Annotated in this window: 9 protein-coding genes; 4 read left to right on the forward strand and 5 right to left on the reverse strand. The window is 69.9% G+C overall.

What is annotated here, in order from left to right; all coding sequences use genetic code 11:
* Position 1 precedes the first annotated feature (1 nt).
* Together H4W80_RS05010 and H4W80_RS05015 are read left to right on the forward strand one after the other, a co-directional pair.
* Positions 2-3184, forward strand: coding sequence for a S8 family serine peptidase (locus H4W80_RS05010; RefSeq protein ID WP_192783989.1), 3183 nt, complete (start codon positions 2-4; stop codon positions 3182-3184).
* Positions 3184-4503 (forward strand): ABC transporter substrate-binding protein, encoded by a 1320-nt coding sequence (locus H4W80_RS05015; RefSeq protein WP_192783990.1) that lies wholly within the window; start codon positions 3184-3186, stop codon positions 4501-4503. The genes H4W80_RS05010 and H4W80_RS05015 overlap by 1 nt, the downstream gene beginning before the upstream one ends.
* A 365-nt stretch (positions 4504-4868) precedes the next feature.
* Here H4W80_RS05015 and H4W80_RS05020 read toward each other — a convergent pair whose 3' ends face one another.
* Entirely contained in the window at positions 4869-6047 is a 1179-nt protein-coding gene (locus H4W80_RS05020) for a coiled-coil domain-containing protein (RefSeq protein ID WP_192783991.1), read from the reverse strand.
* Positions 6048-6198: 151 nt separating this feature from the next.
* Here H4W80_RS05020 and H4W80_RS62460 point away from each other — a divergent pair, with 151 nt between their 5' ends.
* On the forward strand, positions 6199-7236 hold the full coding sequence (locus H4W80_RS62460; RefSeq protein WP_264085964.1) for a tyrosine-type recombinase/integrase: 1038 nt from the start codon (positions 6199-6201) through the stop codon (positions 7234-7236).
* 36 nt (positions 7237-7272) lie between these two features.
* Here H4W80_RS62460 and H4W80_RS05030 read toward each other — a convergent pair whose 3' ends face one another.
* The 3 genes from H4W80_RS05030 to H4W80_RS05040 form a co-directional block, all read right to left on the reverse strand.
* The gene (locus H4W80_RS05030) at positions 7273-8139 is read right to left on the reverse strand and encodes an AraC family transcriptional regulator (RefSeq protein WP_192793282.1); all 867 of its coding nucleotides are present in this window, start codon (positions 8137-8139) and stop codon (positions 7273-7275) included.
* Positions 8140-8205: 66 nt separating this feature from the next.
* Positions 8206-9018, reverse strand: coding sequence for a phytanoyl-CoA dioxygenase family protein (locus tag H4W80_RS05035; RefSeq protein ID WP_192783992.1), 813 nt, complete (start codon positions 9016-9018; stop codon positions 8206-8208).
* Positions 9019-9422: 404 nt separating this feature from the next.
* On the reverse strand, positions 9423-9881 hold the full coding sequence (locus H4W80_RS05040; protein ID WP_192783993.1) for a MarR family winged helix-turn-helix transcriptional regulator: 459 nt from the start codon (positions 9879-9881) through the stop codon (positions 9423-9425).
* Positions 9882-10179: 298 nt separating this feature from the next.
* Between H4W80_RS05040 and H4W80_RS05045 the strand changes: the two genes are divergently transcribed.
* On the forward strand, positions 10180-11904 hold the full coding sequence (locus tag H4W80_RS05045; protein ID WP_225963245.1) for an FAD-binding oxidoreductase: 1725 nt from the start codon (positions 10180-10182) through the stop codon (positions 11902-11904).
* A gap of 79 nt (positions 11905-11983) precedes the next feature.
* Here the strand turns inward: H4W80_RS05045 and H4W80_RS05050 are convergent, their stop codons facing one another.
* Complete coding sequence (locus tag H4W80_RS05050; RefSeq protein ID WP_225963246.1) at positions 11984-13327, reverse strand: MFS transporter; 1344 nt, start codon at positions 13325-13327, stop codon at positions 11984-11986.
* Positions 13328-13385: the final 58 nt, after the last annotated feature.

Consider the following 13385-nt stretch of genomic DNA (forward strand, 5'->3'; position numbering starts at 1 on the left):
CATGGCTGGACGCCTGTACAAGGACAGCAGAAGCGTGCTGGCCTTCGCCCGCGCGGCCGGGCAGGAGGTTGTGACCGTCCTGCTGCTCGCCTGCGACGGCCGCGTCGAGGAGGTCGCCGACGTCGTCGCCGGAGCGGGTGGGACGGTGCTTCGCCGATACGACCCGATCGGCTATCTGCGCGCCGCCGTGCCCCTGGACAGCGTCGAGTCGGTCGTCGACAGCCCGGCCGTACACACCGCCTCGGTGATGCACACCGAGGACGGCGCCGTGCGGCAGCCACAGATGCCGGACCCCGGGGCAGAGAGCCCATTGGCCGAGGATCGGGGACAGCGCCTGCCGCGGCTGGTGGATCCGATCGCGTCGCCCTACTCAGCCTTGCCGGATCTGGCGGCGCAGAGCTGGCGTGACCAGCACCCCACGTGGGATGGCCGGGGGGTGACCGTGGGGATCATCGACGGGTTCATCGACCAATTGCTGCCGGAGTTCCAGACCGCGACGACCATCGACGGGGCTCCGGTGCGCAAGATCCTGGACAACGTCAACCCGATGGATCCGGCGATCGACCGCGGGCCGGAATGGATTACCGACTGGCGCCGGGTGACCGCCGTGGACGGCGCTTTCACCGTCGACGGCCGGCGCTTCAACGCCCCTCGGGATGCAGAGTACGAGCTCGGCCACCTCGATGAGCGACTGCTGTACTTCGGCCGCAAGGATCTGCGACGCGACGGTAACCCGGAGGGGTCCAGCCCGCTGTTCGCGGTGCTGTGGGACCGGGCCGCCGGCCGGGTATGGGTGGATACCGATCAGGACGACGACTTCACCGACGAGCGCGAACTGGCCGATTACGCCGAACGCGGCGACATCGGCACCTTCGGCGACCCCCACTCAGCGACCCCGATACGCGAGTCGACCATGTTCAGCGTCAAGATCCGTGCCGATCGGGATGCGGTGGCGATCAACATTGGTGGCGGCGCACACGGAACCGGGATCGCCGGGGCGACCTTCGGAAGCCGGGGCGAGCACGGCAGGTACGACGGCATCGCCCCCGGAACCCAGATCGTCATGATGTGCCCCTGCCCGGCCGACGCGCGCGGCACGCCGGCCACGTATCTCGAGGCGCTGATTGCCGCGATGAGCGACCCGCGAATAGACCTGGTGGTCTACGAGTGGTCTTATTACACCACCGTCGGCTATCTGCCGAAGGACGGTGGGTCGATCGCCGCCGTGGTGGCGCAACGGCTGGTTGAGGTGTACGGCAAGCCGCTGTTCGTGCCGGCGTCCAACCGGGGGTGGCTCAACCAGATCAACGAGGAGGCCGCCGCGCGAGGCGTGATCGCCGTCGGCGGCTACCAGTCCCAGGAGTGCTACCGGATCAATGACGGTTTGCTGGTATCGGACAGCGACAACCTGCACTGGGCCTCATCGCACGGGCCCGCCGGCGACGGAGGGATGACCCCGCTGTTGCTGGCGCCGAGCGATCTGCTCTCCAGCCAGCTCGGGTACGAGACCGACCGGAGGGGCCCGCACCGGCTGCCGACCGGTTACATGATCGTCGGCGGGACCTCAACCGCGACCCCGGCGGCGGCCGCCGCCACCGCGCTGCTCATCAGCGCAGCCAAGCAGCTGGGTGTCCCGTACGACACGGACCGCTTGCGGCGGGCGTTGTGCGGATCGGCCCGTTACCTGGACGAGGTGCCGGCACACACCCAAGGACATGGGCTGATCCAGGTGGAGGCCGCCTGGCGCCTGCTGACTGAGCTGGCCGCCGTGGACCCCGAGCGCGCGGCCGGCATGCGGCTGGACGTCGAGGCCGCGGTCCGCACCGCGGTGAGCGCCAACCTGACCACGCCGCATCGCGGTCGCGGTCTGTTCGAGCGGGAGGGCTGGCGGGCCGGCGACCGGCGAACCTCGGTGATCGCCGTGACCCGGACTGCCGGGCCTCCTGAGCCGCTGCCCGTGGAGCTGTCCTGGCTCGGCAACGATGGGACCTTCAGCTGCGCGAAGACCGCGACCCTTCCACGCGGCGAGCAGGTGGAGATCGCTGTGGAGGTCGCGCCGCCGGCGCCGGGAGTGCACAGCGCGGTGCTGGTGGTCAAGGATCCCAGAGACCCGCTGGCAGAGCAGCGGGTACTGGCCACCGTGGTGGTCCCGGACGTGAGCGATCTCGGCGCGGTGCCCTCCGTCCACGCCGAGGTCGGCTACCGCATGGCCTGGCCTGGGGCGCGGTACATCGAGGTCCCGGAAGGGGCAGCCGCGATCCGCTTCGAGGGCTCGGACCTTGCGGTGAGTCTGCCGCACGGCGGGAGCCCGCTGACCGGTGAAGTCCCGGAGGACCGGACCGACCACGGCAAATGCGACAAGACGTGGAGCCGGCCGGTCCCCGGAGTCTGGGAGGCGTGCTTCATCGCCCGCCCTGCGTGGAGCGAGAGGCACAGGCTGGTGGAGGAGAAGACCCGCAAAGGAAACCTTCTCGTCGAGCTGTACGGCGTGCAGCTGTCCCTGGCGGAACCACCGACCGCGCCGATGGCCGGGCGGTCGCAGGACATCGTGCTGAACCTTCACAACCGTTTCGCCGGTTTCACCGGTGTTGTCCGCAGCCGTCCGCTCGGGACGGCGTGCACCGGCCGCTACCAGATCTCCGGTCGGCGGACGCGAGCGCACCATATCGAGGTCGCCCCAGGCTCGGACCTGCTCCTGGTCGACGTGCGCACCGACACAGAAGACGCCGACCTCGACGTGTATCTCTACGACTGCACAGCCGCCAGTCCGCGGCTGGTAAAGAGGCAGACCGGAGATCCGGCCGGCGGTCCACTGTTCACGGAGAATCCGGCACCCGGCCGCTGGGTGGCGGTGGTGGATGCGCCCGATGTGTCATACGAGTATCTGGAGCTGTCCACCAACCCGGTACACGGGTGGCTCGGCGTCGCCGAGGCAGCCGCGGAACGGCCCGCCGGCGCGCGGTGGTCGACGACCGCTCACCTGTGGTTCGGCGCGACGGCGCACCAGGTCCACCGGCAGCAGGCCGCGCTGCTCTGGGTGGACAGCGACGACGTCCAGGCCCAGAGCTCCGCAACGAAAAAGAAAGCCTCTGCCGAGCGCGTGCCACTCGGCTGGGCTGCACTGCTCTTCTCGGATTCAGGTCCCCGGTGGATCGCCGGTGACCGTCATCGGAGGTGTTCTTGATGCGCATGCGAGGAATGTGGCCCGCGCTCGGGTTGGCGCTGGTGACAGCCCTGTCCGGCTGCCAGGCTACGACCCATCTGGCGGCTTCGGCCGGACCGGCGGTGTACCCGGACAAGGCCGGATCACCGGGAATCACCGACGCCACGCTCACCATCGCGGTCGCCGGGGTGACAAACCAGGACTCGACCCTGCGAGCGTCCTACGGTCCGGTCTTCGCGGCGCTGCAGAAGGTCGTTGAGCAGGTCAACGCCGAGGGAGGCGTGACCGGCAGGAAGCTGACCATGGTCCCGATGTTCGACGCCGTCAAGGGCGATGAGAAGTCAGTCGCGGATGCCACCCGGGTCATCTGCGATCTCGCCGTCCGCCGTGAGCGCAGCTTCCTGATGCAGGGCCAACCGTCGTTCGGCTCGGTCAAGGAACTGGAGCAGGCCGGCTGCGTCGCCGGCACCCGCACTGTGAACGTGCTGCGCACCGGTTTGATCAAGGCCGACGAATTGACGAAGTCGCCCGATGTCGTCGCGCCTTACGCGCTGGACGACGTGACCGCCGCACGGACCCTGGTCAGACGGCTCGCAGCGGAGAAGTTCTTCGACGGCGCGACCAAGGTCGGCGTGCTGAACCCCGGTGGCGGCTACGCCGCGACGATCAACGATGTGCTGGTCAAAGAGCTGGCGGTGCTGGGGATCAAAGACCCGTTCGTGCTGATCGGCAAGGGCGGCGCGGAAACCCAGGCCGACGCGAGCTCGAACGTGCTGAAGCTCAAAATGGCCAAGGTGGACCGGATCGTATACCTCAACGACAGCCAGGGCGGCCTCCTGCTGCAGCGGGCGATGGTCGGCCAGAAGTTCACCCCACCGCTCGGAACCCTGAACAACGTCTATCCAGAGGATCTGATCACGTACGCGAAATACCCTGCGCACAACGTATACGTGGTGTCCACGCTCGCGGGCTTCAGCACCTCCGACAACAACGGGGAGCTCCTGGGCTTGCCCAAGACACAGGCTTCAAGTCGCTGCCTCGGAGCCATCAACAAGACCGGGCAGAAGCTCGCCCCTGGAACGTCATTCCCGTTGCTCGCCGCCTGCGACGTGCTGGGGCTGACGGTGGAGGCGCTGCGGGCCGGCGGTGCCAAGGAGCCCTCAACGGCAGCCTTCTTCACAGGCCTGTCAAAACTGCCCAAGTTCGACTCGGCGTTCGGGATCCCGCTGGACTTCAGCCATGGTCGGGCCGGCGCCTCCCAGGTGTGGAGCCTCAAGGGAGACGACAGCTGCAGCTGTCTGAAGACCACCGGCGGCCCGTATCCGGTCGCGCGCGGCTGATCTTGGTTGTTGAAACGGCCAGGGGTTAAGGACACAGATCTCGGAGATATCGACCACGGTGAATGTTCTCCTCGCCATCCAGGCGTCCCTCGATCTCTTGGCGACTGGCCCTCTTTCGCGCGCCCAGCAGAGCAGGAGGTGAAGCCCCCTGTTAGCGTCCACGGGAGTGGTGTACGGGTTTGAACCCGTTCGTCACCTTGATGCCCGTGAGGGAAGATCGACGTGACATGAGGGCGGCCACTCCGCGATCCTTCACAGCTGTCAGGGTGAGTGGTTCGACGAGACCCTCGCCACGGCGTCGCCCCGATGGCCACGATCGCACTCCGAAACCGGGCGTCACATTCCGCTCAAGATCATTCTCAGTGTCAACCGCTGTTCCTGGGTTCCTCAACCCCGGGCTCGCCAGGTTGGGGATGAGGGTCTACTGCGCGATCCGGCTCCTCCGGCGGCTGGGCGGATTCTCTCTGTTCGCGCAGTAGAGCGGTCGCTACCGCCGCCGCGGTTTCGGCCTGCCGACGTTCTCGCTGGACGGTCTCCAGCGTATTGGTGAGGCTTGCAAGTTCACCCCGCAGCCGTGCGACCTCGTCAGCGGCTGCCATGGTGGCCTGTTCGGCGGCAGTACGGGCCTGTTCGGCGGCAGTACGGGCCTGTTCGGCTACGGCGGCCGCGGTGGCGGCTTGTTCGCGCCGCTGTTGTTCGGCGGCCAGCGCCTGGCGTAGCCGGTCAGCTTCCTCGGCGCGTGCCGCGACGATGCCGCGGGTCAGGTCGCGCTCCTGCTCAGCCTTTCGGGTCCGAACTTCCTGCTCCTGCAGTTGGCGACGGAGGCGGGTGAGCTCCTGCTGCCGGTCGTCGGCCTGCTGCTCGAGTCCGGCGATGCGGGCGGTCGCTGTGGCGTGCGACTCGGTGAGCTCGGCGGTTCGTCGGCGGGCGGCGTCACGGTCGTGCTCGGCCCGACGCTGCCGGTCGGCGGCCTCGGCGGCGAGCTGCTCGGCTTGGGCGCGAGCGTTCTGGTGCTCGCCGACCTGCCGCCAGGCTTCCTGCTCGCGCTCCTCGGCGCGGTCGCGAGCGGTCTCCGCCTCGGCGCGGGCCTGTTCGGCGGCGGCGATCCGGGCCGCGGCGGTATTGGCCGCGGTGGTGGCGTGTTGCTCGGCCGCCGCGGCGGCGGCACGCGCCTCCTCGGCGGCCTGTTCCGCGGCCTCCACCTGGGTCAGCGCGCCGGTGCTCAGCTCGGCGAGCTGGGCGCGCAGGGCTTCCTGGGCAGCCTGCCATTGCTCGCCCGCGACCAGCAGCGGGGCAAGAAGATCGTGGGCGCGCAGCAGGGCGTTGGCCACGGGGGCGGCGTGCGCCGTGGTGCGCGCCCGGTAGGCGGCGGCCCGGCAGGCGTCGCTGCAGTACTTGGCGCGGCTGCTGCGCCCGGGCAGGGTCTTGACGCACCCGGGACCGGCGCATCGCGGCTCCGGCTCCGCCCCGGCGTTCTCTTTCCCGCCCGTCTCGCCGTTCTCGGCCGCGGTGTCCACCGCCACAGTTTCCTGATCGTCTGCCACAGTCCCACAGACTACCGTTCGCAGCGAACGAACGCAGCATTTCCGTACGTTCGCAAACGGTCACAGAATAAATCCTGACCCGTGATAACCTTCCTTATCGCGGGTCAGGCGTGATCGCGCCGAGCGCTCCCAGAAAGGGGACAAAGCGGACATGGGCGAGGATGGGCAACTGGCGACGGCGGGAGAGCACCCGCTGATTTCCGCGGCTCCTGAAGCTGCCGGCGCCCACACCGCCGCCGACCACGCGCTCAGCGCCGACACCCGCCGCCTCATCGCCGACGGCGTACCCGCCAACACCCGCCGCGCTTACGCCCGCCAATGGGCCGCCTTCACCGCCTGGTGCACGACCCAGAGCCGCCTCGCTCTGCCCGCCACCGGCGCGACCCTGGCCGAATACACCGCCCAGCTGTGCGCCGCCGGACAGGCCCCCGCCAGCATCGAACAGGCCCTCGCCGCGGTGCGCACCATGCACCGCCTGTCCGGCCACCCCAATCAGCCCGCCACCGAGGCCGCCCGGCTCGCCCTGCGCGCCTACAAGCGCCACCGCGCCGAGAACGGCGGACGCGGGCAACGCGAGGCCCCGCCGATCACGATCGACGCGCTGCGCGCCATGGTCGCCGCCTGCGACCTGACCACCCCGATCGGGCTACGTGACCGGCTGCTGCTCGTGCTCGGCCTGGCGCTGATGGGCCGCCGCAGCGAGCTGGTGGCGCTCAACCGGGAGGACGTACGGGAGGTCTCCGACGGCCTGGAGGTGGTCATCCGCACCTCCAAGACCGACAAGGACTCGACCGGCGAGACCATCGCCATCCCCCGGGGCAGTCACCCGCTCACCGACCCGGTCGCCGCCTGGCGCGACTGGCTGCACGTACTCGACCAGGCCGGAGACGCCACCCCAAGGCTGCTGCGCCGCGTCAACCGGCACGGCAGCATCGGCCCGTCACTCGGCGCCGACGCGGTCAACGTCATCGTCCGCGACCTGGCCGTCCGAGCCGGCGTGCCCAGCGCGGACACGATCACCGCGCACAGCCTGCGCGCCGGCGGCGCCACCGTCGCCTACGCCGCCGGCGTCCCGGTCGCCATCATCGCCAAACACGGCCGTTGGGCCCCGACCTCACCCGTCGTGCTGCGCTACATCCGCGCCGTCGACCGCTGGCGCGACAACGCCATGCGCAACGTCGGACTTTGACGCGCCCCACGCCTGCCCGGGGGCATGCCGCCGTGTTCAGCGGTGCTCGGGCTCCACCGGGAGCCACAGTTCGGCGTCGGCCTCGGTCTTGTCCGGCGACAGGTGGGTGCGCAGGATCTCGGGGCCGGTGCGGGTGCGGTACGGATTCGACGGGAACCACTCGGTGAACACGTCCCGCCACAGCTCCTGGATCGCCTGTGGTGCCGGCCCGGAGGTGGTGAAGACCGCCCAGGTGCCGGCCGGGACGGCCAACGTGGTTGTGCCCTCAGGAGCGGCCGCGGAAGTGATCACGCCGTGGTAGTAGTCGAGTTCGGTGCCCTCGGCGCGGCTGGGGTCCATGTCGTCGCAGACCGCGACGATGCCGTGCGGCTCCTGGTCCGACAGCTTTTGCAGGCACTCCAGAGCCCGCGGGTCGGCCCCACGGACGAAGTCCATGATCGCCTGGTTCGGGCCCGCGTGCACCAGCGGTACCCGGGTCCTGAACCCGACGACGGTGAAGTCCGCCCTGTCCACGATGCGGTACCGCATACTGCTGCTCCCTTCGATGGTGAGGCGGAAGGCCATCCGGGACTGGGAGTTGAGCGCGGCGCCGGTACGCCGGGCCTCGCCTGGTCCGATGCCGTGCATGGCACGGAACGCCCGCGCGAACGCCTCACCGGAGCCGTAGCCATAGCGCACCGCGATCTCCAGCAGCGTCTCACGTCCCGCGAGCACTTCGGCGCCCGCGACGGTGAGCCGGCGGCGCCGGACGTACTCCGACAGCGGCATGCCCGCGAGCGCGGAGAACATCCGGCGCAGGTGGTGCTCCGAGGTGGCCGCGATGCGTGCCAGCTCCTCCACCTCGACGGCCTGGTCGAGATGGAGCTCGATGTGCTCCATGGCCTGGTTCAGCCGCTCCAGCATGCCCGGCGGGCCCCCTTCCTCATCCCTCTTCACGACCACCTTGCCGACGATAGTCGTGAAGAAGGTCTACCCGGCGTTGTGGTCGGTGCCGTCCCCGTCCGGACCGGGGGTGTCCCATCCCAGGCCCCGGCGGATCGCGATCTCCACGGGGGAGTACGCGCCGTCGGCCCGCTCCAGCTCGTACGGCGCGGCCGGCATCAGCGGCGGCTGGGCCATGAAGCGCGGACGCACCCCATGGTGCGCCTGCGCCGCGTGCACCAGGAACGGATGGCACAGGAAGACGTCGCCCGGGGACCCGGTGGCAAGGGCGAGCGGTCGGTGGTCGGACGCCGCCACCAGATCGGGCGCGAGGGTCAGCCCGCTCGCCCCTTCCTCCCCGTACTTCTCCAGCACCTTCGGCACGTCGAGGTGTGAGCCGACCCGGATCCGGGTCGGGGCGTCCTCCTCACCGACCTCGCTGAACAGGAACAGCATCAGCAGCGCCCGGCCCTGGGAGCGCAGATTCGTGAAGTACCAGCTCTCGCCCTCCGGCAGATAGCTCCCCTCGATGTGCCAGCCCGCGTCGTCCGGCTCCTCCTCGTGGGGGAAGCGCAGCGGGAACGTGCCCAGCGAGTAGCGCGGCTCCCAGCGTCCCGCGCCGACGAGCAGGTCGTACGCGTGCTGCAGGAACGGGGAGTTGGGCGCGGCGGCGAATGGTCCCTGCGCCATGCCGCCCACCCAGTGCACGGGCTGCGTCCACGTCGACGGATCGTCCGGGTCGCAGCCCGTCTCCCGCCACAGCAGCCGCGCGCAGTCCGCGGCCACGCGCGGCGCGACGGCGCCCTCCAACTTCACGAAGCCGTCACGGAGGAAACGGGATACCAAGGTCGTGTCATCCATGCCCCTATCGTGCGACGACACCGGCCCCGATCACCCGACATTCTCCGTACCGCCTTTGTCGGGTATGAGGATGGGTGTGGTCCCTGGTCACACCGCCCGCTTGAGCACGTGCCCGGAAGAGGGCGGTGCGTCGGCCGCCAGCCGTTCGTCGTCGACGGGGACCCTGTCCTGCTGAGCCGGCTCGTCACCAACCTCCTCGACAACGCGGTCCGCTACAACCGTCCCGGCGGACAGGAGGAACAGCGGAGTGATACATGTGACACGGAGGGGCCGGGGCTGCTCGTCCGAGTCGGCGGTGCAGGGGAGAACGGCTGCGCCACCGGCGCGTACCACGTGCGCAATCCCGAGAAGCCGTCGCGCATGGAGCGGGGAAACCGCCGTGAGCGCCTGAGGCCGGGACGGCCTCAGGCGTGTTTGTCGCCGTGATGGGTGACGAGGCGGGTGAGCAGGTCGATCAGGTTGCGCCGGTCGGCCGCGGGCAGAGGGGCGAGGAACTCGTCTTGGGCGGCGGCGAGTAGCCGGTCGAGGTCGGTGAGTTGGCTGCGGCCTGCCGCGGTGATGGTGATGATGTTGCGCCGGCGGTCGTCCGGGTCGGGCGCGCGCTCGAGAAGTCGCCGTTCGGCGAGGTCGTTGACGGTCGCCACCATGTCGCTGCGGTCGATGCCGGTGCGGCGGCCGAGGGCGGCCTGGCTGGCGGGGCCGTACTCCTCCAGGGCGGCGAGCAGGGCGTAGTGGTAGCGCCGGACGCCGGCTTGGCCGAGCGCTTGGTCCACGAACCGGTTGGCGGTCTGCGCCGCCTGGTTGGTCAACCTGCTCGGCAGCGTACGCAGCCGCTGGGGCGGCGGTCCCTCTGGCGTGTCCACGGGGACAATCTAGCAAATTGTTGGCCGCACCCACGATTAGGTGTACTGTTGGCCGCACCAACGTTGGCCTGTCCAACATTATCGGTTCATGCAGGGGTGATCTCTCATGCGCATCAATGACGTGGCCGGCGGCCAGACGACCCCCTGGAGGATCGCCGGCTCCATGGGGCGCTGACCCGGGTCGGTGGCCCGTCCGGCTCGCCGGCGCCATCGCGGCCGCGACCCTGCTGACCAGCTCTCCACCGCCCACGGGGGGCGGACGACCAGACAAAGTCCTTCGAGAAAGCGGATAACTGACATGCCGATGACGAAGCTCGCGGCCGACGCGCTCCAGACCCCCGTGGGAGTCTGGACCGGCCTGACGCAGCACGACGATCAGACCGGCTCCTTCACCATCTCGTTCGCGCCTGACGGAACAGTCGCGCTGCGCACTCCTCGCAGCGTGGGCACCGGCGTCTGGCGCGCGGACCGGCCCGGCCGGTTCTCCTACGAGCTCACCGAGCTTTTCCCGCACTCGCGCCGCCGGCAGATCAACGTCGAGGCTCGCCTTGAGGGAGCCGGATATCACGGGACCGGCACCGTCACCACCTCGGCGAACCGCCTCGCCGACGGGCAGGCGGCCTGGCACGACGTGGTGAGCCTGGGCGCGCGGATCCGGGGGCGCACGCTGTTCCCCGGTGACGAGGGCTTCGAGGAGGCCTGCTCCGGCTGGTTGCTGACGGTCGAGCACCGGCCCGCGGCGGTCGTGGTCGCCGCGGACGCCGATGACGTGGCCGCCGCCCTCCGGTTCGCGGCGCAGGCGGGACGCCCGGTCGCGGTGCAGTCGACCGGGCACGGCAAGTCGGTGCCCGCGGATGGAGCCGTGTTCATCGCCACCGGGGAGCTGCGCGAGCTGTCGGTGGACCCGCGTGCCGGCACCGCGCGGATCGGAGCCGGGCTGCGGTGGGGCGAGGTGCTCACCGCGGCGGCCGAGCACGGCCTCGCGCCGCTGTGCGGCTCCTCCGGCCAGGTCGGGGTGATGGGCTACCTGACCGGCGGCGGCCTCCCGCTGGCCGCTCGTACGTACGGCTTCGCCGCCGACCACGTCCGCTCGCTCGACCTCGTCACCGCCGACGGCCTGCTCCGCACCGTCTCGCCGGCCCTGGAGCCCGACCTGTTCTGGGCGGTACGGGGTGGCAAGAGCAACTTCGGTGTCGTGGTCGCGGCCGAGATCGAGCTGCTGCCGCTGCGTACCGTCTACGGCGGTGAGCTCCGCTACCCGGTCGAGGACCGCAGGCGCGCCGCCCACGTGCTCGGCTCCTACCTGGCCTGGGTCAAGGAGCAGCCGGAGGAGATGTCGTCCTCGGTGACATTGCTGCGCTTCCCTGACGTGCCGCAGTTGCCCGAGGAGTTCCGCGGCCGTTCGTTCGTCCAGGTGCGGCTGGTCTACGTGGGGGAGGAGGAGCAGGGCGGGCGGCTGGCGGAGCCGCTGCGTGCGCTCGGGCCGGACAAGGACACCTGCGACGCCCGGCCGTACACGCAGATCACCGAGATCTACCAGGACCCCAAGAACCCCGTCATGGCGCACCTGCGCAGCGCGTTGTTGCACGAACTGGACGACGAGGCCGTGGAGGAGCTGGTCTCGTTCATCGACCCGTCGGCACTCGGGGGGCCGTTCCCCGGCATCGAGCTACGTCACCTGGGCGGGGCTCTGAACCGGCCGCCCGGCCGCTCGCACGCGGTCAGCACCCAGGGCGCGGCCTTCCACCTGTGGATGCGGATGCCGGCTCCGGCCGAGCAGGCCGAGGCGGTGCGCAAGGTCGCCGACGAGGCGCTGGAACGGCTGCGGCGGTGGGACACCGGTGCCGTGCTGCCGGGGTTCCTGTTCGACCACGACTCGGCTCCCGAGCGGGTCAGGCGGGCCTACACCGAGGAGGACTACCGGCGGCTGGCCACGCTGAAGGCGAAGTACGACCCGACCCAGCTCTTCCGTATCAACCACAACATCCCGCCGTCCGGCAACGGCGAGCGCACCCGATCCTGAACGCCGCGCCGACTCGGCTGGTCGGCCGTGCGGGTCCTCCTCATCCGCACGGCCGACGTGGCCGGCCACCGCACCGCGGTCATGTCGCCGCGCTGAGCGGCGTCGCGATGGACTCCAGGCTCTTGCGCTCGGCCTTGACCCCGAACAGCAGCTCGACCAGCCCCGCCGCGATCATCACGATGCCGCCGATGGAGAACGCGAGCGCCGTGTCCCCGGGCACCCCGGTCTCGACCAGGGAGGCGAAGACGAGCGGGCCGGCGATGCCGCCGGCGGCGGTGCCGATCGCGAAGAAGAACGCGATGGCCAGAGCCCTGGTCTCCATCGGGAAGATCTCGCTGACGGTCAGGTACGCCGAACTCGCCCCGGCCGAGGCCACGAAGAGCACCACCGACCAGCACGCGGTCAGCGTGACGGCGGTCAGCAGGCCCTGGCTGAACAGCCAGGCCGTGCCCAGCAGGAGCAGCCCGGACCCGATGTACGTGGCCGAGATCATCGGGATCCTGCCCACGGTGTCGAAGAGGCGGCCGAGCAGGAGCGGGCCGAGGAAGTTCCCGACCGCGATGACGGCGAAGTAGTAGCCGGCATTCGTGTCGATCTTGAAGAAGGTGGTCAGGATCTGCGCGTACCCGAAGGTGATCGCGTTGTAGAGGAACGCCTGTCCGATGAAGAGCGACAGGCCGAGGATCGTACGTTTGGGATAGAGCGCCACCATCGTGTGGGCGATCCGGAGGAAACCGATGGACTTGCGCTGGTGCACGGTCACCGACTCCTTCGGCTCCGGCAGGTCGCCGCCGATCTGCCGCTCGATGCCGCCGACGATCTCCTCGGCCTCCTTCTCCTTGCCGTGGATGAACAGCCAGCGCGGGCTCTCCGGTACGTGCCGCCGTACCAGCAGGATCGCCAGGCCCAGCACCACGCCCAGGCCGAACGCGATGCGCCAGCCGATGTTCACCGGCAGGTCGCTCAGCAGCGGCACGGTCAACAGCGCGCCGCCGGCGGCGCCGAGCCAGTAGCTGCCGTTGATGATGATGTCGATGCGCCCCCGGTGGTGACTCGGGATGAGCTCGTCGATGGCGGAGTTGATGGCCGCGTACTCGCCGCCGATCCCGAACCCCGTCATGAACCTGAACAGGAAGAACCACCACGCGTGGAAGGAGAACGCGGTCATCAGGGTCGCCGCCAGGTAGACGATCAGCGTGATGAGGAAGAGTTTCTTCCTGCCGAACCTGTCGGTCAGCCAGCCGAAGAACAGCGCGCCCAAGCAGGCGCCGGCGACATAAAGCGCGGCGGCCAGGCCCGCGACCTGCGCCTGAGTGATCTCCAGGCCGCTGCCCGGCTTGGCGAGCTGCCCTGAGAGGTTGCCTACGATGGTGACTTCGAGCCCGTCGAGTATCCAGACGGTGCCGAGCCCTACGACGATCATCCAGTGCCAGCGGGACCAGGGAAGCCGATCAAGGCGCGCGGGCACTTTGGTGGTTATG

The sequence above is a fragment of the Nonomuraea angiospora genome (assembly GCF_014873145.1).
Lineage (GTDB): Bacteria > Actinomycetota > Actinomycetes > Streptosporangiales > Streptosporangiaceae > Nonomuraea > Nonomuraea angiospora.

Coding starts and splice junctions, on each gene's coding strand:
- H4W80_RS05010 (WP_192783989.1), top strand. CDS start 2: ATGGCTGGACGCCTGTACAAGGACAGCAGAAGCGTGCTGGCCTTCGCC.
- H4W80_RS05015 (WP_192783990.1), top strand. CDS start 3,184: ATGCGCATGCGAGGAATGTGGCCCGCGCTCGGGTTGGCGCTGGTGACA.
- H4W80_RS62460 (WP_264085964.1), top strand. CDS start 6,199: ATGGGCGAGGATGGGCAACTGGCGACGGCGGGAGAGCACCCGCTGATT.
- H4W80_RS05030 (WP_192793282.1), bottom strand. CDS start 8,139: ATGCTGGAGCGGCTGAACCAGGCCATGGAGCACATCGAGCTCCATCTC.
- H4W80_RS05035 (WP_192783992.1), bottom strand. CDS start 9,018: ATGGATGACACGACCTTGGTATCCCGTTTCCTCCGTGACGGCTTCGTG.
- H4W80_RS05045 (WP_225963245.1), top strand. CDS start 10,180: ATGCCGATGACGAAGCTCGCGGCCGACGCGCTCCAGACCCCCGTGGGA.
- H4W80_RS05050 (WP_225963246.1), bottom strand. CDS start 13,327: ATGATCGTCGTAGGGCTCGGCACCGTCTGGATACTCGACGGGCTCGAA.